Origin of the sequence: Ramlibacter pallidus (assembly GCF_015070875.1) — a bacterium.
Lineage (GTDB): Bacteria > Pseudomonadota > Gammaproteobacteria > Burkholderiales > Burkholderiaceae_C > Ramlibacter > Ramlibacter pallidus.
Genome location: NZ_JADDIV010000001.1, coordinates 208,451 through 231,199, shown reverse-complemented (window position 1 = coordinate 231,199; position 22,749 = coordinate 208,451). Strand labels below are relative to the sequence as shown.

Annotated in this window: 21 protein-coding genes and 1 other RNA gene; 16 read left to right on the top strand and 6 right to left on the bottom strand. The window is 69.8% G+C overall.

Annotated features, from left to right (window positions below):
• The 8 genes from IM787_RS01130 (at position 1) to IM787_RS01095 (ending at position 6,025) form a co-directional block, all read left to right on the top strand.
• Complete coding sequence (locus IM787_RS01130; protein WP_193674789.1) at positions 1-663, top strand: amino acid ABC transporter permease; 663 nt, start codon at positions 1-3, stop codon at positions 661-663.
• A 158-nt stretch (positions 664-821) separates the two neighbouring features.
• On the top strand, positions 822-1,559 hold the full coding sequence (locus tag IM787_RS01125; protein WP_193675487.1) for an amino acid ABC transporter ATP-binding protein: 738 nt from the start codon (positions 822-824) through the stop codon (positions 1,557-1,559).
• 128 nt (positions 1,560-1,687) lie between these two features.
• Complete coding sequence (gene pyrC / locus IM787_RS01120; RefSeq protein ID WP_193674788.1) at positions 1,688-2,722, top strand: dihydroorotase; 1,035 nt, start codon at positions 1,688-1,690, stop codon at positions 2,720-2,722.
• Positions 2,719-3,468 carry an NYN domain-containing protein gene (locus IM787_RS01115; protein ID WP_193674787.1) on the top strand — a complete coding sequence of 250 codons (750 nt, stop codon included), beginning with the start codon at positions 2,719-2,721 and terminating at the stop codon, positions 3,466-3,468. Before pyrC ends, IM787_RS01115 begins: the two co-directional genes overlap by 4 nt.
• Before the next feature lie 3 nt (positions 3,469-3,471).
• The gene (locus tag IM787_RS01110) at positions 3,472-4,212 is read left to right on the top strand and encodes a DUF3025 domain-containing protein (protein WP_193675486.1); all 741 of its coding nucleotides are present in this window, start codon (positions 3,472-3,474) and stop codon (positions 4,210-4,212) included.
• A gap of 104 nt (positions 4,213-4,316) precedes the next feature.
• Complete coding sequence (gene htpX / locus IM787_RS01105; RefSeq protein ID WP_193674786.1) at positions 4,317-5,186, top strand: protease HtpX; 870 nt, start codon at positions 4,317-4,319, stop codon at positions 5,184-5,186.
• Positions 5,187-5,253: 67 nt separating this feature from the next.
• Positions 5,254-5,613, top strand: an RNA gene (gene rnpB, locus IM787_RS01100) — RNase P RNA component class A.
• A gap of 205 nt (positions 5,614-5,818) precedes the next feature.
• Positions 5,819-6,025 (top strand): hypothetical protein, encoded by a 207-nt coding sequence (locus tag IM787_RS01095; protein ID WP_193674785.1) that lies wholly within the window; start codon positions 5,819-5,821, stop codon positions 6,023-6,025.
• Between the two features lie 6 nt (positions 6,026-6,031).
• Here the strand turns inward: IM787_RS01095 and IM787_RS01090 are convergent, their stop codons facing one another.
• The 4 genes from IM787_RS01090 to IM787_RS01075 are packed head-to-tail and all read right to left on the bottom strand — an operon-like array spanning position 6,032 to position 10,596.
• Complete coding sequence (locus tag IM787_RS01090) at positions 6,032-7,120, bottom strand: M48 family metallopeptidase (RefSeq protein ID WP_193674784.1); 1,089 nt, start codon at positions 7,118-7,120, stop codon at positions 6,032-6,034.
• Positions 7,120-8,310: a YjgN family protein gene (locus IM787_RS01085; protein WP_193674783.1), complete on the bottom strand. Its 1,191-nt coding sequence runs from the start codon at positions 8,308-8,310 to the stop codon at positions 7,120-7,122. The genes IM787_RS01090 and IM787_RS01085 overlap by 1 nt, the downstream gene beginning before the upstream one ends.
• A 46-nt stretch (positions 8,311-8,356) precedes the next feature.
• On the bottom strand, positions 8,357-9,991 hold the full coding sequence (locus tag IM787_RS01080; protein ID WP_193674782.1) for an MBL fold metallo-hydrolase: 1,635 nt from the start codon (positions 9,989-9,991) through the stop codon (positions 8,357-8,359).
• A 44-nt stretch (positions 9,992-10,035) separates the two neighbouring features.
• On the bottom strand, positions 10,036-10,596 hold the full coding sequence (locus IM787_RS01075; RefSeq protein WP_227494031.1) for a carboxymuconolactone decarboxylase family protein: 561 nt from the start codon (positions 10,594-10,596) through the stop codon (positions 10,036-10,038).
• A gap of 48 nt (positions 10,597-10,644) precedes the next feature.
• On the opposite strand from IM787_RS01075, the gene IM787_RS01070 reads away from it, so the two are divergent.
• Positions 10,645-11,679, top strand: a complete 1,035-nt coding sequence (locus tag IM787_RS01070) for a Bug family tripartite tricarboxylate transporter substrate binding protein (protein WP_193674781.1) — start codon at positions 10,645-10,647, stop codon at positions 11,677-11,679.
• Positions 11,680-12,155: 476 nt separating this feature from the next.
• On the opposite strand, the gene IM787_RS01065 is transcribed toward IM787_RS01070, so the two are convergent.
• A complete protein-coding gene (locus IM787_RS01065; protein ID WP_193674780.1) occupies positions 12,156-13,661 on the bottom strand; it encodes an FAD/NAD(P)-binding protein in 1,506 nt (501 codons plus the stop codon).
• A 17-nt stretch (positions 13,662-13,678) separates the two neighbouring features.
• Between IM787_RS01065 and IM787_RS01060 the strand changes: the two genes are divergently transcribed.
• The 4 genes from IM787_RS01060 to IM787_RS01045 are packed head-to-tail and all read left to right on the top strand — an operon-like array spanning position 13,679 to position 16,818.
• A complete protein-coding gene (locus tag IM787_RS01060; RefSeq protein WP_193674779.1) occupies positions 13,679-14,314 on the top strand; it encodes a 2-hydroxychromene-2-carboxylate isomerase in 636 nt (211 codons plus the stop codon).
• 7 nt (positions 14,315-14,321) lie between these two features.
• Entirely contained in the window at positions 14,322-15,209 is an 888-nt protein-coding gene (dapF, locus tag IM787_RS01055) for a diaminopimelate epimerase (RefSeq protein ID WP_193674778.1), read from the top strand.
• Positions 15,206-15,892 carry a DUF484 family protein gene (locus IM787_RS01050; RefSeq protein WP_193674777.1) on the top strand — a complete coding sequence of 229 codons (687 nt, stop codon included), beginning with the start codon at positions 15,206-15,208 and terminating at the stop codon, positions 15,890-15,892. Before dapF ends, IM787_RS01050 begins: the two co-directional genes overlap by 4 nt.
• A 5-nt stretch (positions 15,893-15,897) precedes the next feature.
• On the top strand, positions 15,898-16,818 hold the full coding sequence (locus IM787_RS01045) for a tyrosine recombinase XerC (protein ID WP_193674776.1): 921 nt from the start codon (positions 15,898-15,900) through the stop codon (positions 16,816-16,818).
• A 452-nt stretch (positions 16,819-17,270) separates the two neighbouring features.
• On the opposite strand, the gene IM787_RS01040 is transcribed toward IM787_RS01045, so the two are convergent.
• The gene (locus IM787_RS01040) at positions 17,271-19,013 is read right to left on the bottom strand and encodes a sensor domain-containing diguanylate cyclase (RefSeq protein WP_193674775.1); all 1,743 of its coding nucleotides are present in this window, start codon (positions 19,011-19,013) and stop codon (positions 17,271-17,273) included.
• 74 nt (positions 19,014-19,087) lie between these two features.
• On the opposite strand from IM787_RS01040, the gene IM787_RS01035 reads away from it, so the two are divergent.
• The 3 genes from IM787_RS01035 to dksA all read left to right on the top strand — a co-directional run bounded on the left by IM787_RS01035 (position 19,088) and on the right by dksA (position 22,722).
• The gene (locus tag IM787_RS01035; protein ID WP_193674774.1) at positions 19,088-20,272 is read left to right on the top strand and encodes a class I SAM-dependent rRNA methyltransferase; all 1,185 of its coding nucleotides are present in this window, start codon (positions 19,088-19,090) and stop codon (positions 20,270-20,272) included.
• A gap of 39 nt (positions 20,273-20,311) precedes the next feature.
• On the top strand, positions 20,312-21,358 hold the full coding sequence (locus tag IM787_RS01030; protein WP_193674773.1) for a CobW family GTP-binding protein: 1,047 nt from the start codon (positions 20,312-20,314) through the stop codon (positions 21,356-21,358).
• Positions 21,359-21,654: 296 nt separating this feature from the next.
• Positions 21,655-22,722, top strand: a complete 1,068-nt coding sequence (dksA, locus tag IM787_RS01025) for an RNA polymerase-binding protein DksA (protein ID WP_354004334.1) — start codon at positions 21,655-21,657, stop codon at positions 22,720-22,722.
• Positions 22,723-22,749: the final 27 nt, after the last annotated feature.

Below are 22,749 nucleotides of genomic sequence, written 5' to 3'. Positions count from 1 at the left end.
ATGCTCGACTTCTCCTTCTTCACCTGGGAAGTGTTCCGCGGCTACGTCCTCAACGGGATGTACTTCAGCTTCGCGCTGACCGCCGTCGCCACGCTGGGCGGCATCTTCTTCGGCACCCTCCTCGCGATGATGCGGCTGTCCGGCATCCCGTTCCTGGCGTGGCCGGCCACGGTCTACGTCAACGGCATGCGCTCCATCCCGCTGCTGATGGTGCTGCTGTGGTTCTTCCTGCTGGTGCCCATCCTGATCGGGCGGCCGATCGGCGCCGAGATGTCGGCGGTGGTGACCTTCATCGCCTTCGAGGCCGCGTACTTCTCGGAGATCATGCGCGCAGGCATCCAGTCGATCCCGCGCGGGCAGGTGTACGCCGGGCAGGCGATGGGCATGACCTACGGCCAGAACATGAAGCTGGTGATCCTGCCGCAGGCCTTCCGCAACATGCTGCCGATCCTGCTGACGCAGACCATCATCCTGTTCCAGGACACCTCGCTGGTCTACATCATCACGGCGCACGACATGCTGCACGGCTTCACCGTCGCCGGCAGCAACCTGAGCCGCACCCGCGAGTCCTACATCCTGGCCGCCGTCTTCTACTTCGTGATCTGTTTCTCGCTCTCGGCGCTCGTCAAGCGCCTGAACAAGAAGATCGCGATCATCAGATAGTTCACTTGAAAAAGTCGCACGCGACTTTTTCAAGTGGTTGAACAGTGTGCGGAGGACCGGCGAAGCCGGATCCTCCGCACAAGAGGGACCGCGCTGCATGTTATTCCGCGCGGTCCAGGAAAGTGAAAGACAAGGAGTCCGCCATGACCGACAAACCGATGATCGACATCCGCAACGTGTCCAAGTGGTACGGCCCGGTGCAGGTGCTGCAGGACTGCAACGTGCAGATCAACAAGGGCGACGTGGTGGTGGTGTGCGGGCCTTCGGGCTCGGGCAAGTCCACGCTGATCAAGACCGTCAACGGGCTGGAGCCGATCCAGAAGGGCGAGATCTTCGTCGACGGCGTGCAGGTCAACGCCAAGGAAACCAACCTGCCCAAGCTGCGCAGCCGCGTGGGCATGGTGTTCCAGCACTTCGAACTCTTCCCGCACCTGTCGGTCACCGAGAACCTGACCATCGCGCAGGTGAAGGTGCTCGGGCGCAGCGCGGACGAGGCCAAGACCCGCGGCCTGAAGATGCTGGACCGCGTGGGCCTGATGGCGCACAAGGACAAGTACCCCGGCCAGCTCTCCGGCGGCCAGCAGCAGCGTGTGGCCATCGCCCGTGCACTGTCGATGGACCCCGTGGTGATGCTGTTCGACGAGCCGACCTCCGCGCTCGACCCCGAGATGGTGGGCGAGGTGCTGGACGTGATGGTCGGGCTGGCCAAGGAAGGCATGACCATGATGGTCGTGACGCACGAGATGGGCTTCGCGCGCAAGGTCGCCAACCGCGTGATCTTCATCGACGTCGGCGGCCGCATCCTGGAAGACTGCAGCAAGGAAGAGTTCTTCGGCAACGCCGAGGCCCGCCAGCCGCGGACCAAGGACTTCCTGAACAAGATCCTGTCGCACTGAGCAGTCCGTCATCCCCGCGCAGGCGGGATCCAGGGCATTGACAGCATGGCGGCCCTCGGGCCGCTTTCTTCCTGGGAGCCCTGGGTCCCCGCCTTCGCGGGGACGACGGGGTGGGGGACAATCCCCCCATGTCCCAGACCCTCACCATCACCCGTCCCGACGACTGGCACCTGCATGTGCGCGACGGCGCGGCCATGGCCAGCGTCGTGCCGCATTCGGCCGCGCAGTTCGCGCGCGCGCTGATCATGCCCAACCTGAAGCCGCCGGTGACCACGGCGGCGCTGGCGGCGGCGTACCGCGAGCGCATCCTGGCCGCCACGCCGCAGGGCATCGACTTCGGGCCGCTGATGTCGCTGTACCTCACCGACAAGCTGGCGCCGGAGGAGATCATCCTTGCCAAGCGTGCCGGCGTTGTCGCGGTCAAGCTCTATCCCGCCGGCGCCACGACCAACAGCGATGCCGGGGTGACCGACCTCCGCAAGACCTACAAGACGCTGGAAGCGATGCAGCGTGCCGGCGTGCTGCTGCTGGTGCACGGCGAGGTGACCGATCCCGCCGTCGACATCTTCGACCGCGAAGCCGCGTTCATCGACCGGCAGCTCATCCCGCTGCGCCGCGACTTCCCCGAGCTGAAGGTCGTGATGGAGCACATGACGACGAAGGAAGCGGTGCAGTACGTCGGCCAGGCCGATCCCTTCCTCGCCGGCACCATCACCGCGCACCACCTGCTGTACAACCGCAACGCGATCTTCACCGGCGGCATCCGGCCGCACTACTACTGCCTGCCGGTCCTCAAGCGGGAAGTGCACCGCCAGGCGCTGCTGCAGGCGGCCACCAGCGGCAGCCCGAAATTCTTCCTCGGCACCGACAGCGCGCCGCATCCCGCCATCCTGAAGGAGCATGCCCTGGGTTGCGCCGGCTGCTACACGGCGCTGTCGGCGATGGAGCTGTACGCCGAGGCCTTCGACAGCGTCGGCGCGATCGACAAGCTGGAAGGCTTCGCCAGCTTCCACGGCGCGGACTTCTACGGCCTGCCGCGCAACGCCGGGACGCTGACGCTGAAGAAGGAAACGTGGACGCTGCCGGAAAAGGTGCCGTTCGGCGAGGCGGAACTCAAGCCGCTGCGTGGCGGCGAAACCCTGCAATGGAAGGTGGTCGCATGACCAATGGCAAACCCCGCGTCGCGCTCCTGATCGACGCGGACAACTCGCCGGCCAGCAAGCTCGCCCTCATCCTCAACGAGCTCTCCACCATCGGCGAGACCAACATCCGCCGGGCCTACGGCAACTGGAAGAAGAACGAGCTGAAGGGGTGGGAGGAGCAGTTGCACGAGCACGCGATCCGCCCCATGCAGCAGTTCGACTACACCAAGGGCAAGAACGCCAGCGACATGGCGATGATCATCGACGCGCTCGACCTGCTCTACACCGACCGGCCGGACGCCTTCGGCATCGTGTCCTCGGATGCGGACTTCACCCCGCTGGTGATGCACCTGCGGGCCAAGGGCGCGGCGGTCTACGGTTTCGGCTCCCGCAAGACGCCGGAGCCCTTCGTCAACGCGTGCTCGCGCTTCCTGTTCCTCGACGAACTGCAGACGCACGGCGACGTCGACCAGGACGCGCCCGAGCGCGCGCAGCGCCTGCGCCGCACGGGCGCCGAACTGCGGCAGGACAAGAAGCTGGTCACGCTGCTGCGCAACGCCGTGCAGGCCGCCGAGGACGACGAGGGCTGGGCCCGGGTCAACGAGGTGCGCCAGCAGATCGGCAACCAGGCTTCCTTCGACCAGCGCAACTACGGCTATGCGACGCTGACCAAGCTGCTGGCCGCCACCGACCTGTTCGAGCTGATCGACGAAGGAACGTCGCACGTGTCCGTGCGCGAGAAGCCGGTGCGCCGCGGGAAGTCCTGATTGCTGCCGGCGATCGACTGGACGCCGGCCTGGAACGCGCCCTGGCGCACGCCGGGTGAGGCGGTCGCCGCGGCGGTCGCGACCGGCGAGCCGCTGCACGAGGCGCTGAACCGCGCCGGCCCCGCGCCGGTCCGCTTCGTCCCGCAGGACGCCCTGCCGGCGGGCACTGCCTACGAGCAGTTCATCTTCTCCACGGGCCGGTGCCCGGTGCGCCCCGGCCTGCATGACTTCTTCAACGGCCTGGCCTGGCTGCGGTTCCCGCGAGCGAAGGCGGCGCTCAACCGCCTGCAGGCGCAGGAGATCGCGCGCAGCGGCGTCGGGGCGCGGCGGGGCCCGGTGCGCGATGCGATCACCGTGTTCGACGAGAACGGTGCCCTGCTGTCGGCACCGCCCCCGCTCTGGGATGCGCTGTGTGCCCGCCAGTGGCGGCGGCTGTTCGTGGACCTGCGGCCGCTCTGGGCCCAGGCGCGGCTCGTGGTGTTCGGCCATGCCTTGCTGGAGCAGCTGGCCGTCGCCCCGCGAAAACCGCTCACCGCCCACGTCTGGCGTGAAGAGGCTGCTCTCGATTCCGTAGCGACTGCGGACGCCTGGTTGGCCGGGCGGTGCACCGAGGAGGCCCTGGCCGGCAAGCCGTTCACGCCGCTGCCGGTGCTCGGCGTGCCCGGCTGGTGGGGCGCGAACGAGAACTTTTCCTTCTATGATGACTCCCTCGTATTCCGCCCGCGCAGGACGCAGAACCCATAACAACCACCGCGCCGGCGGGCCCCCGCGCCACTTGAATTCCGTTCCGTGACACCTCATCTGCGCCGCGGGGGTGCATGTCTTCCACCCTTCGGAGCCTTCCTGCAATGAAACGCATCTTCCTGTTCGTCGCGACCAACCTGGCCGTCGTGGTGGTGCTGGGCATCGTCGCCAGCCTGCTGGGCGTCAACCGGTACCTCACCGCGAACGGGCTCAACCTCGGCCTGCTGCTCGGGTACGCCCTCGTCATCGGCTTCGGCGGCGCGATCATCTCGCTGCTGATGTCCAAGACCATCGCGAAGTGGAGCTCGGGCGTCCAGGTCATCGAAACCCCGCGCAACGCCGACGAAGCCTGGATCGTCGAAACGGTCCGCCGCTTCGCCGACAAGGCCGGCATCGGCATGCCGGAAGTCGGCATCTTCGAAGGCGAGCCCAATGCGTTCGCCACGGGCGCCAACAAGAACAACGCGCTGGTGGCCGTCTCCACCGGCCTGCTGCAGGGCATGACGCGCGAGGAGGTCGAGGCCGTGATCGGCCACGAGGTCGCGCACATCGCCAACGGCGACATGGTCACCATGACCCTGATCCAGGGCGTGATGAACACGTTCGTGGTGTTCCTCTCGCGCGTGGTCGGCTACCTGATCGACAGCTGGCTGAGCCGCGGCGAGCAGCGCTCCGGCCCCGGCATCGGCTACATGGTGAGCACGATCGTGCTGGACATCCTGTTCGGTTTCCTGGCCGCCATCATCGTGGCCTGGTTCTCGCGCCAGCGCGAGTTCCGCGCCGACCGCGGCGCCGCCGAACTGATGGGCCGCAAGCAGCCGATGATCAACGCGCTGGCCCGCCTGGGCGGCATGGTGCCCGGCGAGCTGCCCAAGGGCCTGCAGGCCGCCGGCATCACTTCGGGCGTGGGCAAGCTGTTCTCCACGCATCCGCCGATCGAGGAGCGCATCGCCGCGCTGCAGACGGCGCAGTAAGCGCCACCTGCCGTTCGAAGGCCGCCTCCGGGCGGCCTTTTTCGTGGGCGGCGATAATCCCTCCCGTGAAGCACGCCAGGCCGTCGCTGGTGCAAGCGCCGAAAGGCCGCACTGGAGGAACGTCCGGACTGCAGAGGGCAGCGTAGCAGGTAACACCTGTCCGCCGTGAGGCGAGGATCAGAGCAACAGAGACGAGTCCGGATTCGAGCGCAAGCGAGATGAAGGGGTGAAACGGGCAATCTCTACGCGCAGCAATACCAAATAGGCCAGCACGGGGGCAGGGCAACCTGCCCCCTTCACCGTGGTCCCGCGAGACGCTGGCGGGTAGGTAGCACCGAGCCGGTGGGGCGACCCCCGGCCCAGAGGAATGACGGTCACGCGGGGGCGACCCCGCGCACAAAATCCGGCGTATCGGCGCGCTTCACACATCTTCCGCCACCCGACATCCCGCGCGGGTGGCCCCCCGGCAGCGGCCTTGCGGAAAGTAGGACGCCGTGCACGGGCGATGGCGGTGGCCGCCTGCTTTACGCCGACGGGTTCGCGCACGAGCGGGAGCATCCGGTGGCGGGCTAATGGGGAGGCAGCACCCCTGCCTCCAAACCGCCGGAGTCGTGGCGGTCGAGGATCCCATCATGCACAAGCTTCTTGCCATCGCCTTCACCGCCGCCGTCCTGAGCGCCTGCTCCTCCATGTCGCCGGGCCCGTCGAACACCGCGCCGAATTCGGGCGCCACCCAGAACAGCACCGACGCCAACAAGTCGGGCAACAACGCGGCCACCAGCCCCGGACCGGGCGCCGGCTCGGGTTCCGGCACCGGCGCGGGAACGGGCGCGCGCTAGGACCGCCTAGTCGCCCTCGCACCCGCTGCCGCCCTCGGCGAGCCGGCGGGCGCGCTCCGGCGTCGCCGGGTGGCTGCTGATGAATTCGGCGGCCCCGTCGGTGTGCGGGTCCAGGTGCAGCAGCAGCCGTCCCATCGGCTGCAGCGGCCGGCCGGCCCGCCGCATCAGGCGGCTCGCGAAGCAATCCGCTTCCGCCTCGTGGCTTCGCTGGTAGGCCAGCGTCGTCAGCAGCGAACTGGCGTTCGAGAACGCCCACGACGTGTCCCCGAGGGCCAGTCCCAGGCCGATGTTGAGGACGCCCTGTTCCACGACCATGCGCGTGGTGTGGCGGTGCACGACATGGCCGATCTCGTGCGCGAGCACGCCGAGCACCGCGTCGTCGGGGAGCTTCTCCGCGTCCGCGGCTTCGACGAGGCCGTCCGTGACGACCACCGTGCCGCCCGGCAGCGCGAAGGCGTTGGCTCCCAGGCCCTTGCGGAAGTGCAGCTGCACCGCGGGTGCGTAGTCGGGGTAGCGGCGCAGTTCCGGAGCGAGCTGCGCCGCCAGCGAGGCGAACTGCGCGCGCAGCGCGTCCTGGCGAGAGGGCGGCAGTGCGCTGGGCTCGAACACGGCGCGGTCCATGTCCTCCAGCGCCTTGCGTGAAAGCTGCTGCTCCCAGGCGAGGGGGACGTGGCGGGCGATCCGCGACGCCGCCCATGGGGTGCCCCAGCGGTAGAAGATCGCGACCAGCACGAATGCGGCGACGAACATCCCCGCGAACACCGGCCAGCGCGTCTGCATGCGCTCGGCGAACGGGAGCCTGGCCCCCGCGCTCTCGAAGGCCTGCTGCCATGCCGCCGGGTCGTCCAGGGCCAGGCTGCCCTGCTCGTGCAGGTCGATGGTCACCTGGCGGGGCGGCCGCTTCAGGCTGAAGCGCTCGGGCCACGCGACCTCCGCGTGCGTGCGCTGCAGCGCCGGCCCATCCGGATCGTCCTCCGGTTGCCATTGCAGGCCGGGCCCGCCCGCCGCGGGCACGAGGCGCACGCGCACCGGGCGGGCCCGGCTGCTGCGCCCGTCGAACCAGGTGGCCCGGAGCCACGGCGACTCCAGCGGCATCAACCCACCACGTCGAAGCCGACGCCGTCGGCGATCGCATCGCCCAGGCCACCCGGCTGGCGTTGCGCCAGGCGCCCGACCAGCTGGTCCAGCCCGCCTTCGACGTGCAGCGTCACCGACTGCAGCTTCATCGCGTATTCGCTGGTGATGGCGAAGGGGCGCCAGAAGCCGCCGGTGAGCACCGAGAGCGCCATGTTCTTGAGGCGCAGCCTGACGAAGGCGCCCGCCTGCAGGTCGCTGGTGAACCGCGCCGCGTCGCCCAGGGCGGTGTGGTTCCACACCAGTGCGAACTTGCGGGCCTCGCGCCAGGCCAGCGCCGGCCCGGAGGCGAGGTAGAAGACCAGCAGGCTGCCGAAGATGGCCACCGTGATCAGCAGGGCCAGCGCCGCTCCTTCCTTCCTGCCGCCCCCGAAGAGGGCCAGGCCTGCGCCGGTGGCCACCACGGCCAGGAACAGCAGCGCGAGCAGGGCGGCGATCACCGCCACGAACAGGCCGAAGGCCAGCACGGTGATCTTCAGCAGCTGGCCGAACTCCACGTCCCAGCGGCCCTGCAGCCCGCCGAAGCTGGTGCGCAGCACGCGCAGCCGCGCATAGTTGTATTCCTGGCGCACCAGCAGGCACAGCGTGGCCACGACGGCCGCGATGGCCCCCGCCAGGATCCACCACGGCGACGGCTTGAGCTTCGCGATGGCGCTGCCGCCGAAGCCGATGGCCGCCGCGAGCAGGAAGAACAGGAGGATGGGGGCGCTGGCCGCGTAGGTTTCGCGCCAGCCCGCATGGAACTCCCCCCGGATGCCGCGCCAGCGCGTGGACACCGTGCGGAAGCGCACCGCGCTCGCCCACAGCCAGGGGCTCAGCACGACCCACAGCGTGCCGAGCGCCGCCACGGCGAACGTCTGCTCCGTGTGCGAAGCGATGCTGTAGGCCGCGTACAGGCCGAAGAACAGCAGGAAGCCGAACACCATGCGCTTGATGCCGCCGGTGAACTCCAGCGGGCTGCCCGCGATGTCGGTGTGCTGGTAGAAGTAGCGGATGGTGCGGCGGCGCGCGAAGGGCGTGAAGAGGCCGAGCGTCACCACCATCAGCACCACGTTGACCATCCAGACGCCGAAGTACACGCCGCCGTCGCCGGTGAAGCGCAAGCGGTGCGACGCGACCACCGGCGCCGCCGGGCTCGTTTCCAGGTCCATCTCCGTTCCCCCTCCAGGGTGTGGGGGGAGTGTAGTGGCCGGGTCTTCAGGCGGCGAGGTTCAGCGTCTCGATCCGTTGCACATGCGCCAACAGGGAGCGCTTGGCCACCGGCCACATGCGGGGCGGCACGTCGGCGTAGGCGATCTCCACCCAGTCCTCGAGCGAGCCCTGCGGCTTCGCGCGCATGGCCGCCACGACCTTCGCCTCGCGCTGCAACCGGTGCGACTTGAGCAGCTGGATCGCCTGCCTGGCGAACCCCAGCACGTGGCCGTGCGCCGGCAGGATGAAGTCGATGCCGTGCGCGTCGCAGGCGGCGGCCAGGCGGTCCAGCGAGTCGAGGTACGCCGTCATGTCGCCGTCCGGCGGATCGACGACGGTGGTGCTGCCGTTCAGGATGTGGTCGCCCGAGAACAGCAGCCCGTCCTCGAGCAGCACGAGGCACAGGTGGTTGGCCGCATGCCCCGGGGTGTGCATCACCTTCAACGTGTGCATGGCGCCGCCACCCCCGACCTGCAGCAGCTCGCCGTCGGCGAGGGCGCGGTCGGGCGTGAACTCGCTCGCGGGCCGCGCGGTCGGCAGCGATGCCAGCCCGAGGATCGGCGGCTTCGTCCTGCAAAGCGCCTGCAGGGGCTGGGCCCCCGGCGAGTGGTCCGCGTGCGAGTGCGTGCAGACGATCATGCGGATGTCGCCGCCGGTGGCGCGCCAGATGCGTTCCTGGTGCTCCGCGTCCTGCGGGCCGGGGTCGATGACGATGTAGCCGCTGTCCGGCGTGCCGACGATGTAGCCGTTGGTGCCGGGACCGGTCATGACGCCGGGGTTCGGCGCGGTGACGCGCACGACGTTCCTCAGCAGCGGCACCGGTGCGTCGGTGCGCCAGTCCAGGTGGTGCAGCAGCTGGCCGTCGGGGCAGACCAGCGCCAGCTCGCCGAACGGCATCTCGTGCTCCATGTACCGCGCTTCCGCGCCCTGGACGAAGCCGGCGCGCGGGCAACTGGTCCAGAGCGGCTGCTCGCCGGCGCAGGCGGCCAGCACGGCGTCGACCGAGGCGAACTTCTCCAGCCGCTCCAGGGTGCGGATGGTCGGGAAGATCATGAAGAACTGGCCGGCCTTGTGCCGCGCCAGCGCGTCGGCGGGGCGGACCCACACCGGCTCGAACTGCTCCGCTTCGTCCGCCACCGGCGACTGGCCGGCGGGCATGCGCGCCACCAGGAAGGGCACGTCGAAGCGGCGCGGCAGGTCGCGGTCCGTGATCCAGTGCGCCAGCACGTGGACCCGGTCCGCGGCCATGCGCAGCCCGCGCGCGCGGCATTGCGCGGCGAACGGCGCATGGCGGTCCAGCGCGGCGACGTCGTCGGCGGTGGCCGGGCTGCCGTCCGCGCGCGTCGCCAGCAGCACGCCGAGCTCCTCGAAGCTCTCGCGGATCGCGGCGATGGCCTGCGTGAGCCGCAGGTCGTCCTGCGTGGGCCGCCGGTTCGCCAGCGCATGCGCCTGCGCGTCCGCGGCATCGATGCCGCCGCCGGGGAACACGTACGCGCCGGGCGCAAAGCTCGCCGTGGGCGAGCGCCGCGTCATCAGCACCTCGACGCCGCCGGCGGCGTCGCGCAGCAGCAGGACGGTGGCCGCCGGCCGCGGGACGGCGGGTTCGCGCTGGGAGTGCAGAAGCTGGCTGGCTCGTACCATGCGTCGATTACATCACGCGGGTCGCCGGCGCGATGCCCGGCGAATCACTCTTCCGGCGTCACGCCCAGGGCCACCAGGAAGCGCGCCACCATGTTGTACGTGGCGATGGCGGCGGTGATCTCCACCAGCTCCGTCGGGGCGAAACGGGCCTGCATCCGGGCGAACAGTGCGTCGTCGACCTTCACGTCGCGGGTCATCTGCGCGGCGTAGCGCGCCACCAGCGCCTCGTCACCGGCCAGGCCCTCCGGCTCCCCGGATGCCCCGGCCCGCACATAGGCCTGCAGCGCAGCGAGCGAGGCCTGGCTGCCGCCGGCCGCGAGGAAGTCCGGCGCGTGGTGGTGGTACTCGTAGTGGGCATCGGTGAGCAGCGCGACCGTGCAGATCCCGAGCTCGCGCAGCGCACGGTCCGCCCCCAGGCCGGTGCGCACGTTCTTCAGGTAGGTGTTCCAGCCGCGCGCCAGCGGCTCGCTCCACAGCAGTGCGCGGTCGAGGTTGAGCAGCGTCCCGCCGCGCCGGTCGAGGATGGCCTGCACCAGCTCCTGGGGTTGTGGCTTGCGTTCGGGGGTCCAGTCGGGGATGCGCATGGCGGCTCGCGTGGATGGCAAGGCCGCAGCATAAGCTGATGCCTGCGCGCATCGAACGAAGTTGCCACAATGGACGCCAACGCATCCGTGGAGCCCGACTTGGACACTTCCGCCTTCTCCCGTCGCATCGTCTTCGCCGCCTTGGCCGCCGCCTGCCTCGCCCCCGCGGCGCAGGCGCAGCCGGCCGCCGCCAAGTGGCCGGAACATCCGGTCTCCTTCGTCATGACGTTCCCGGCCGGTTCGGGGGTCGACGTGGTCGCGCGGACCATCCAGGAGCCGCTGTCCAAGGTGCTGGGCCAGCCGATCGTCGTCGAATACAAGGTCGGTGCGGCCGGCAACGTGGCGAGCGAGTTCGTCTCGCGTGCCAAGCCCGACGGCTACACGCTGGTGTTCGGCACCGCCGCCACGCACGGCAGCAATGCGGCGCTCTACAAGAAGCTGCCCTTCGACGTCGAAGCGGACTTCGTGCCGGTCACGCCCATCATCGACGTGTCGAACGTGCTCACCATCAATCCCGAGGTGCTGGACGTCAAGACCTTCAAGGAGTTCGTCGACGCGGTGAAGGCGAACCCGGGCAAGTACAACTACGCGTCGACCGGCAACGGCACGGGCACGCACATGGCGTTCGCCGAGATGAACGCGAAGCTGGGCCTGAACATGGTGCACGTGCCCTACAAGGGCGGGCCCGAGGCGATGCAGGGCGTGCTCAAGGGCGAGGTCTGCTGCATCATGAACCAGGTGCAGACCGTGCTCACGCAGTACAAGGCGGGCAAGGTGCGGCTGCTCGCGGTGACCACCGCCAAGCGCGTCGGCGTGATCGACGAAGTGCCGACCATCGCGGAAACCGGCCTTCCCGGCACCCGGGGCTTCGAGAGCACGACGTGGTTCGCGCTGTTCGCGCCCAAGGGGACGGATCCGGCCATCGTCGCCAGGCTCAATGGCGCGGTCCGCCAGGTGCTGCAGATGCCCGAAGTGCGCGCCAAGCTCGAAGGCACCGGCAACACCATCCGCCTGGAGACGCCGGAGCAGTTCCGCGCGACGGTGAAGGCGAACCGCGCGAAGTGGGCGGACGTGGTGCGGCAGGCGAACATCACGATCGACTGAAGGCAGAGCCTCCGCTTTCCGTCGCCCCCGCAGGCGGGGATCCAAGGCGTCCAAACCAACGTGGGCCGCGGGCCCACTCCCGGCCTCAGACGTCGCGGCAGGCGGCGGGCGGTGCCGGCCCGCAGTCAGGGGCCTCGGCTGGAAGGCTGTTCCCGGCGGCGAAGCAGGGCTACGAGAGCGCGTAGCGCGTATCGAGCGCTGCGACTGTGCACTGATTTCCGGGCTTCTGTTTGAACGGAGAGTTTGCCGCGCGCGGCAAACTCGGAAGTGAGTTAGGCCGGATCGCCGCCGGGGACAGCCTTCCAGCGCACCCGGAACGAAGCGCAGCGAAGTGGAGGGCGAGGCACCGCGGAACGGCACCGCCCGCCGCCTGGCGCGACGGGCCCCGGGAGAAATACGGACGCCCTGGATTCCCGCCTGCGCGGGAATGACGGCGAAACGGTCGCCGGCGTCCCGCGGGAATGATGGAGAAGCCGTTACCGCCGCTCTTCCGGCGGCACGTACCATTTCGTGGGCAGCAGCTCCGGCTCCTCCAGCGCCAGCAGGCGCTCCAGGTGCGCGTCGGCTTCGCTGACGAACAGGTCGCGGGCGATGGATTGCGCCAGGCGGGTTGCACCGATGGCCAGCCCGGGGATGTCGCCTGCCAGCGCGCCATGGCTCATGGTGCTGCCCCAGTTGAACAGGTGCATGCGGGACAGCGCGTCGCGGTGCGCCGCGCCGCGGCTGCGCAGCTCGAAGCCCGCGCCCAGGTAAGGGAAACGCGCGGGTTCCGGATGCTGCCGCGCCTGCTCCGGCCTCACGTGGTTTGCCCAGGTGTCGATCTCGCCGGAGTAGCGCGCGAGCTCGGGCCGGTCGAGCAGGTCGACGTCGAAGCCCGTGCCGAAGATCACGGCGTCGAAGCGCTCCCGGCCCGCCGCCGTTTCGACCACCACGCCATCGGCGTCCGGCCGGACGTCCTGCCAGGGCGTGCCCAGGCGCAGGGTGAAGCCGGCATGCTCGTCGCAGCGCCGCACCGTTTCCCACGGCGGCGGCACCTGCTCGTCGAAGATGTAGGTGTAGATGCGCCACTTGCGCGGGTCGTCCAGCGCCTCGTAGCCGCGGAAGAAGCCGGTGAACGCGGTCCACTTGCTCTTGTTCACCTGCGGCAGGAAGGCGCGGCGGGCGAACAGCGCGACTTCGGCACCGGCCTCCAGCGCGCAGGCCGCGTTGTCGAAGGCGGACGCGCCGGCGCCCAGCACGGCGATGCGCTTGCCGCGCCAGGCTTCGAAGTCGATCGCGTCGGCGGAGTGGAAGACCTTGCCGCGCGCCACCGGGTCGTCGCGGTGCAGCGAAGGAAAGGCCGGCCAGCGCGGCGCGCCGCTGCCGTCGCGCCCGAGGGCCAGCACCAGTTTGCGGGTCCAGACGGTTTCCTCGCCTGCCGCCGAACGCAGCGTCGCGCGCAGCAGCCCGGCCTCGTCCCGCACGGACACCAGGCTCACGCCGTTCTCCACCGGCAGGCCGACGGTGTCGCGCACCCACAGCAGGTAGTCGCGCCAGTCGATGCGCCCGATCTTGTGCAGCGCGGCCCAGCCCGCCTCGCCATGCTGCGCCTCGTACCAGGCGCGGAAGGTGAGCGATGGCACCCCCAGGTCGGGCCCGGTCAGGTGCTTGGGGCTGCGCAGCGTCAGCATGCGCGCGTAGGTGCCCCAGGGGCCTTCGTCGCCGCGCGCGCAGCGGTCCACCACGCGCAGGTTGCGCACGCCTTCGCGCAGCAGCGCGTAGCCCGCGGTCTGGCCGCACATGCCCGCGCCGGCCACGAGCACGTCGAGGACGGCAGTGCCGTCCGGCGCGGTGGCGGGCAGGACCCAGTTCGGCGGCGGGAGATTCAGGCGCGCGAGGTCGGCCTGGGCGTCACGCGCCAGCCGTGCCAGCGCTTCGGGCTTGCGCTCGCTGGCGATCGCCTGCGGCGGCACCGGGGGCAAGGGAGTGGGGATTGCGTTCACGGGCCTATCATCCGCGCATGACGACGATTCAACTGGACTGCTACTACAGCCTGTCATCGCCGTGGGCCTATTTTGCCGGTCCGCAGCTGCAGGACATCGTGCGCAGGCACCGCGTGAAGCTGGTGCTGAAGCCGTACGACTTCCAGGCGGTGGTCCAGCAGACCGGCGGCATCCCGATCCGCACGCGCCCGGCGCCGCGCCGCAGCTACCACGCCGAGGAGCTGGCGCGCTGGCGCGACTACCTGGGCATGCCGCTGAACGTGGAGCCCAGGCACTACCCGCAATCCATGCCGGCCGATCCGGAGTGGAACAAGTACGCCGGCTGGATGGTCATCGCCGCGCAGCAGCAGGGGCTGGATGCCTTCGTGCTGTCGCATGCGCTGCTGCGCGCGCTGTGGGCGGAAGAGCGCGACACCTCGCAGGCCGAGGTCCGCATCGCGGTGGCCAACGAGAACGGCTACGACGGCGCCGCGCTGCATGCGCGGGAGCGCGATCCGGCGGTGCTGCGCGAGTACCAGGCCTTCAGCGAAGAAGCCGTGCAACTGGGCGTGTTCGGCGCGCCGACCTTCGTCATCCCCGGCCACCCGGAGCGCTGGTGGGGGCAGGACCGCCTGTTCTTCGTCGATCGCGCGCTCGAGCGCCTGCGCCGATAATCGCCGCATGCGGATCCGCTTCACCAAGATGCAGGGCGCGGGCAACGACTTCGTCGTGCTCGACGAGACCCGCCAGCGCCTGGGCCTCACGGCGGCGCAATACCGCCAGCTGGCGGACCGGCATTTCGGCGTCGGCGCCGACCAGATCCTCTCGGTGCGTCCGTCCCCGGCGCCCGGCATCGACTTCGAGTACGTGATCCACAACGCCGACGGCGGCGAGGTCGAGCAGTGCGGCAACGGCGCGCGCTGCTTCGCCCGCTTCGTGGCGGACAAGGGCCTGGCCCGCGGCGACCGGATCCGGGTGCAGACGCTGTCCGGCGTGATCGAGCCGCGGCTTGGCGTGGATGGGCGCGTGACCGTGGACATGGGGCCGCCGGAGTTCGAGATGGCGCTGGTGCCCTTCGACGACGCCGGCCTCGATCCGCAGCCGGATGGCGGATGGCACAAGTGGCATCTCGCCCTGGGCACCCAGCCCGACGCGCCGATCGTGGCGGTCGCCGTGCTGTCCATGGGCAACCCGCACGCGGTGCAGGAGGTCGCGGACGTCGATGCGGCCCCGGTGCGCGAGCAGGGCCCGCGCATCGAGCACCATCCGCGCTTTCCCAACCGCGTCAACGCGGGCTTCCTGCAGGTGGTGGACCGTGGCCGCATCCGCCTGCGGGTGTGGGAGCGCGGTGCCGGCGAGACGCTCGCGTGCGGCACCGGCGCCTGCGCGGCGGTCGTGGCCGGCATCCGGCTGGGACGGCTGGACCGGCGGGTCGACGTGGAAACCCGCGGCGGCCTGCTCACGATCGAATGGGACGGGGGCAACGCGCCGGTGCTGATGACCGGCCCGGCGGTGACCGTGTTCGAAGGCGAGATCGAGCTGCAGGACGCAGGAGAAACAACGAGATGAACCCCATGAACCCGATCACCGAAGACGACATCGCCAACTACCTGGCGAACAGCCCGGACTTCTTCGAGCGCCACGCGCAGCTGCTCGCGGCCGTGCAGCTGACCAGCCCGCACGGCAACCGCGCGGTCAGCCTGCAGGAGCGGCAGGCCGAGATGCTGCGCGAGAAGATCAAGGCGCTGGAGCACCGCATCATGGAGATGGTGCGGCACGGCAACGAGAACATGATCATCTCGGACCGCATCCACCGCTGGGCGAAGTCGCTGCTGCTGGTGCAGTCCACGCGCGCGCTGCCGGCGACGCTGGTGTCCGAGCTGCAGTCGCAGTTCATGGTGCCGCAGGTCGCGCTGAAGGTGTGGGACGTGGACGAGCGCTACGCGCAGGAGCCCTTCGCGCAGGGCGTGAGCGAAGACGCCCGGTCCTTCGCCACGTCCCTCACGCTGCCTTACTGCGGGGTGAATTCGGGCATCGAGGCGGCGAACTGGCTGGAGGACGCCGGCGCCGCGATGTCGATGGCGCTGATCCCGCTGCGGCCCGGCGCGCTGGGCGCCAGCGGCCCCGCGTTCGGCATGCTGGTGCTGGCCTCGCCGGACCCGCAGCGCTTCCAGTCCGGCCTGGCGACCGACTTCCTGGAGCGCATCGCCGAACTGGCGAGTGCCGCCCTGTCGCGCCTGCGCCCGCGCTGACCGCGATGGACGACGCCGGCCTGGTCGAGCGCTACCTCGAACACGTCCGCGTCGAGAAGCGGCTGGCCGACCGTACCTGCACGCTCTACGCGCTCGACCTGCAGAAGCTGCAGGAGAACGCGGCGAAATCCGGCGTGCCCCTGCTGCAGGTGCAGAACGCGCACGTGCGGCGCTGGGTCGCCCAGATGAACGCCGGCGGCCGCAGCGGCCGCGGCATTGCGCTGATTTTGTCGGGCTGGCGGGGGTTCTATACGTGGCTGGGGCGCGAAGGGCGCGTGAAGAGCAACCCGGTGCAGGACGTGCGCGCGCCCAAGGCGCCCAAGCCCCTGCCCAAGGCGCTGAGCGTCGACGACGCCGTGCAGTTCGCGGAGTTCGCCGAGGAGGAGGGCGACCCGTGGCTCGAGGCACGCGATGCCGCCATCGTCGAACTGCTCTATGGCTGCGGGCTGCGCGTCGGCGAACTCGTGGGGCTGGACGTGCAGGCGAGCGGCACGGCCAAGGGCTGGGTCGACCTGCAGGCCGGGGAGGCACACGTCCTGGGCAAGGGCAGCAAGCGGCGCAGCGTGCCGGTCGGCCGCAAGGCGATCGCCGCCCTGCGCGAATGGCTGGACGTGCGCGACGCGGCGCATGCCTGGACGGAGACGGCCCTCTTCGTGGGCCGCCATGGCCGGCGGCTGAGCGCACAGGCCGTGTGGCAGAGGCTGAAGCAGCGCAGCCTCAAGGCCGGCATGGCGACGCCGGTCCACCCGCACATGCTGCGCCACTCCTTCGCCAGCCACGTGCTGCAATCGAGCGGGGACCTGCGCGCGGTGCAGGAATTGCTGGGGCACGCGAACATCGGCACGACGCAGGTCTACACCCGGCTGGACTTCCAGCACCTGGCCAAGGCGTACGACGCCGCCCATCCGCGGGCGAAGCGGAAGTAGATCGTCCATTCCCCGGAGGCGGGGACGGAGCCTTTCTCGTCATTCCCGCGCAGGCGGGAATCCAGGGCTCCCGCACCCGGGCGCGAAGCGCTTCCAGCGCTCCGCGTCGCGCCGGGCGGCGGGCGGTGCGGTCCCGCGATCAGGGGCCTCGGCTGGAAGGCTGTTCCCGGCGGCGAAGCAGTGCTACGAGAGCGCGTAGCGCGTATCGAGCGCTGCGACTGTGCACTGATTTCCGGGCATTTGCTTGAACGGAGTGATTGCCGCGCGCGGCAATCACGCAGTGAGTTTGGCCGGATCGCCGCCGGGAGCAGCCTTCCAGCGCACCCGGAACGAGCGACAGCGAAGTGCCGGGCGAGGCACCGCGGGACTGCGCCGCCCGCCGCCCGGCGTGACGGACCCGGGACGCAGCACGGAAGCCCGGGATTTTCGCCTGCGCAGGAATGACGGCGTTGCTACGTCAGCGCCGCCGGCATGCTGTTCTTCGACAGCATGAAGACCGCGCGGCGGCCGTCCGACGGCGCGCTGGCCAGCAGCATCTCCAGCCGGCCGATCAGCTGGGAGGGATCGGTGCCGTCCATGGGGATCAGCGCCTGCGCCACGCGCACGTGCGCCGACCACTCCAGCGGCCGGCCCTTGAAGGGCATCAGGCAGCGCGCGACGATGCGCGGCCCCGCCTCGGCCACTTCGTCGGCATGCAGCGGTCCTTCCAGCAGGATGCCGAAGCGGTGCTCCGACAGGCGCGCGACCGTGTCGATCTCGCGCGCCACCGACAGCAGCCGCCCCGCCACCCGCAGCGTCAGCTCGCGGGCCGAATCGGCGTCGAACTGGCGCCGGATGTGGTCGATGTTGCCGATGTCCACCAGCAGCATGGCGCTGCGGAACTTCAGGCGCTGCGAGCGCGCGATCAGGCGCACCAGCCGCTCGTGGAAGACGGCGGAGTTGATCAGGCCCGTGGCCGGGTCGATGCGGTCCAGGCCCTGGATGCGGCGCACGTGCTCGCGGCGGTGCTGGCTGCGCAGCGCCAGCACGATCAGCAGCACCGGCAGCTCGATCGCGATCACGATCTGCATGCCGTACTGGGTCATGAAGCTCACCGGGATCAGGCCCGCCGCCCGCGCCAGCGGGAAGCCGGCGCCGATCGCCACCGGCAGGCAGCCGAGCAGCAGCCAGGGCGCGTAGCGGTCGCCGCGCAGCGCCGCCCAGACGACCACGGCGAGGCCGGCGATGGTCGCGCCCGTCACGTAGAACACGATGATGCGCAGGCGCTCCACGACGTCCGGCGTGATCATGATGTAGATGGCCAGCGGGATCGAAGCGAGCGCGCCCACCACCACCACGCGGTGCAGCAGCCGCCAGCGCTGGCGCAGCGACACCGCCTCGGCGAAGAACACCTGGATGGAGGAGATGGCGAACAGCGGCGTGATCTGCGGCGCCATGTTGTTCCACCAGGCGGAGTTCGGCCACAGGTGCAGGCCCGCCAGGCCGGTCAACGTGGCCTGGCACAGCCACATCATCACCGCCGACAGCGCGTAGAGCCAGTAGCCCTTGTCGCCCAGCGAGAGGCCGCCGATGCCGGCCAGCACCACCGCCAGCACGACGAGCCCGAGGTACACGCCCAGGCCCAGGGCGATGCTCTGCTCGGTGAGGCCCAGGTAGCCCTCGCTGACGAACTGCAGCGGCGCACCGAAGATCGTGCCGTTCTGGATCTTGAGCCAGTGCACGCGCGACTCGGTGGCGGACACCGACAGCGGCAGCACAGGGTGGCGGTGCGGCACCGGCCAATGGGCGACCGGGACGGAGTCGCCGGCCACGCGCGACGTCCACTGGCCGCTCGCGTTCTGCACGAACAGTTCGACCCGGTCGACGCCGGGATAGACCACTTCGAGGTACCAGCGTTCGCTGTTCGCCTGCGGCGGGACGGTGAAGCGCACCCAGAGCGCCTTTCCGCCGTCGACCTTGTAGATGTTCTCGGCGGCGGTGGGATGCCACGGGATCGACGCATCGCGCGCGAGCTCCTGCACGGTCACTTGGCCGGTGACGTCCAGCCACGCGTCGCCCGCGTCCTGCATGCGCACCGGCTGCGCGCCGAGGTCGAGGGCGAGGGCCGTCCGCGCTTGCGCCGCCGCCCCGGCGAGGAAGATCGCCAGGAACAGCAGCGCTGCCGCCGCCCGGCGGCCCTGGGCAAACCATCCCATGGGCACATCTCCTCTAACGACTTGGTCCTGTTGCATATTCTTACGGTTTTGGCGACCGCCGACAATAGGGAGTCATGAAAGTCATCTCCCTCCGCGAAGGTCGCGAGCGCTCCGTGTTGCGCCGGCACCCCTGGATCTTCGACTCCGCCGTGGCCAAGGGCAGCGCGGATCCCGGCGAAACCGTGCGCGTGCAGGCGAACGACGGAAGATTTCTCGCCTGGGCGGCGTTCAGCCCGCAATCGCGCATGCGGGCGCGGGCCTGGAGTTTCGACGAAGCTGACCGCATCGACGCGGCGTTGTTCCGGCGCCGCGTCGCCGAGGCCGTGGCGATGCGCGAGCGCCTGCAAGTGCCCAGCGACGGCGTGCGCCTGGTGCACGGCGAGTCGGACGGGCTGCCGGGGCTGGTCGTCGATCGCTACGGGAATACCCTCGTGGCGCAGTTCCTCTCGGCCGGCGTCGAGCGCTGGAAGAAGGTGCTCGCCGACGCCCTGCTGGAAGTCACGGGGCTCACGCGGCTCTACGAGCGTTCGGATGCCAGCGCGCGCGGGCTGGAAGGCCTGCCCGAGGCCACGGGCTGGTTGCGCGGCGACGGCCCGACGGAACTCACCGTCGCCGAACATGGCTGGCGCTTCGGCCTGGACGCCGCGACAGGACACAAGACGGGCTTCTATCTCGACCAGCGGGACAGCCGCGCGAAATTCGCCGAATGGGTGAAGCGGCTGGGCGCGCGGCGCGTGCTGAACTGCTACTGCTACACGGGCGGTTTCACCGTGGCGGCGCTGGCGGGCGGTGCCGCGGAGGTGACCTCGATCGACTCCTCCGGGCCGGCGCTGGAGCGGGCGAGGGCGAACGTGGCGCTCAATGGCTTCGATGCGGCCGGCGCGGAGTTCCTGGACGCCGACGTGAATGCGAGCCTGCGCCGCTTCATCGAGGCCGGCCGCAGCTTCGACGCCATCGTGCTCGACCCGCCCAAGCTGGCCCCGACCGCCGCCCATGCCGAGCGCGCCGCGCGCGCCTACAAGGACATCAACCGGCTCGCGCTGAAACTGCTGGCGCCGGGCGGCGTGCTGTTCACGTACTCGTGTTCCGGCGGCATCTCCGCCGACCTGTTCCACAAGATCGTGGCCTCCGCCGGCACCGATTCCGGCGTGGACGGCTACATTGCCGACCGCCTGGGCGCCGCCCCCGACCACCCCATGACGCTCGCCTTCCCGGAGGGCGAATACCTCAAGGGCCTCGTGGTCCTGCGCAAGGGCTGATGCGTCCTTAAACTACCCGGTTCCCCAGGAGTTTTTCCCATGAGCCTCATCCCCGCCACCATCCTCACCGGCTTCCTCGGCTCCGGCAAGACCACGCTGCTCAAGCGCGTGCTCGGCGAAGCGCACGGCCAGAAGATCGCCATCATCGAGAACGAGTTCGGCGAGGAGAACATCGACAACGACATCCTGGTCACGGAAACCAAGGAACAGATCGTGCAGATGAGCAACGGCTGCATCTGCTGCACCATCCGCGAGGACCTGCGTTCCACCCTGCAGCTGCTGGCCGCCAAGAAGCGCAAGGGCCTGCTGGATTTCGACCGCGTCGTGATCGAGACCACCGGCCTGGCCGACCCGGGGCCGGTGGCGCAGACCTTCTTCATGGACGACGAGATCGCCGAGAGCTACCTGCTCGATTCCATCCTGACGCTGGTCGACGCGAAGCACGCCGACAAGCAGCTGGACGAGCGCCAGGAAGCGCGGCGCCAGGTGGGCTTCGCCGACCAGATCTTCATCAGCAAGACCGACCTGGTGGGCCGGGACGAGGTCGAGGCCCTGGTGCACCGCCTGAAGCACATGAACCCCCGGGCGCCGCAGCGCCAGGTGCACTTCGGCGAGGTGCCGGTGCAGGAGGTGTTCGACCTGCGCGGCTTCAACCTGAACGCCAAGCTGGACATCGACCCGGACTTCCTGAAGGAAGACGAGCACGGGCACGACCACCACGGCCACGACCATGATCATGACCACGAGCATGGCGAGCACTGCGACCACCCGCACCACCACGCCCACGACGACGACGTGAAGAGCTTCGTGTTCCGGTCGGAGCGCGCGTTCGACCCCATGAAGCTGGAAGACTTCCTGGGCGCCATCGTCAACATCTACGGCCCCCGCATGCTGCGCTACAAGGGCGTGCTGCACATGAAGGGCACCGAGCGCAAGGTGATCTTCCAGGGCGTGCACCAGCTGATGGGAAGCGACCTGGGGCCGCAGTGGGCCGAAGGCGAGCAGCGCGTGAGCAAGATGGTCTTCATCGGCATCGAGCTCCCCCGCGAGATCTTCCTGCAGGGGCTGGAGCAGTGCCTTGTCTGACGCGGCGCGTCGGCATGGTCCGAGCCGGCGCGCGAGGGGCGCGGGGTTACTCTGGCGCCCTTTCCAACCCGGCGCGGCGCTGTTCCTCCATGTTTGTCTCGCTTCCGCAACTCACGGAAACTCCACTTTGCAGGGCGGGGACGGCGCGCGACCATGAAAAGGAGGCCCACGGTCGTGCAGAGGGCGGAACTCAGGGTATAAATCGCGGTCATGACGGCGCTTCAGCTACAACAAAAGGCAGGTTTTTTGCGGACTTCGAGCCGCATGCCGCCAGCGCCGACGCGAGGAGACGGGAAGTGAAGGCTCAGCCCAAGGTCGCTGCCAAGAGCAAGAAAACCGCAGTGAAGGCCAAGGCCACGGCGAAAGCCAAGCCCGCCGCCAAGGCGGCCAAGCCCGCGGCGAAGAAGGCGCCGGCCAAGGCTGCCGCCAAGCCCGTCGCGAAGAAGCCGGTGGCCAAGGCTCCCGTGAAGGCCGCGAAGGCGCCCGCCAAGACCCCCGCGAAGAAGACGAACACCCCGACGAGTGCCAAGAGCGCTCCGGCCAAGGCCGCCAAGACCCCCGTGAAGGCGGCCCCCCCGGCCGCGAAGACCGCCGCCGGCAAGGTGGTGGGCGCGGTGGCCAAGGCGGTCGTGAACGGCGCGAAGGCGGTCGTCGCCGCCGCCAAGAACATCCCTGCCAAGGCCAGCCCGGCGCCCGCGAAGGCCCCCGCTGCCAAGGCGTCCCCTCCATCCGCGGCTCCGAAGACCGCAGCGCAGCCGGCCCCGGCCCCTGCGCGGCCCGCCCCGAGCGCGTCCCGGCCGGCCCCCGCCGCCCCGGTGCCCGCGCCCGGCGCCTTCGGTTCCGCCAAGGCAACTTATACCCCCATGGCAACCCAATCCGTCCTGACGCCCCCACCTGTCGTCTCCATCAAGAAAGACCCGAAGCTGGCGAACAACTGGAAGACGAAATCCGCAGAAGAACTGACGGACGATGAAGTGCTCGCCATGCCGGATGCCGAGTACATGAACGAGAAGCAGATGGCGTTCTTCCGCCGCAAGCTGCTGCAGCTGAAGCAGGACATCCTGAACAGCGCCGGCGAGACGACGGAGCACCTGCGCGAGGACACCGTCATCGTCCCCGATCCCGCCGACCGCGCGACGATCGAGGAAGAGCACGCCCTGGAGCTGCGCACGCGCGACCGCGAGCGCAAGCTGCTCAAGAAGATCGAGCAGTCGATTGCGCGCATCGATGCGGGCGACTACGGCTACTGCGACGAGACCGGCGAGCCCATCGGCGTCGGCCGCCTGCTGGCCCGCCCGACCGCCACGCTGTCGCTCGAGGCGCAGCAGCGCCGCGAACTCAAGCAGAAGATGTTCGGCGACTGACGCCGGGCCATCGCAGTACCCCAGCCC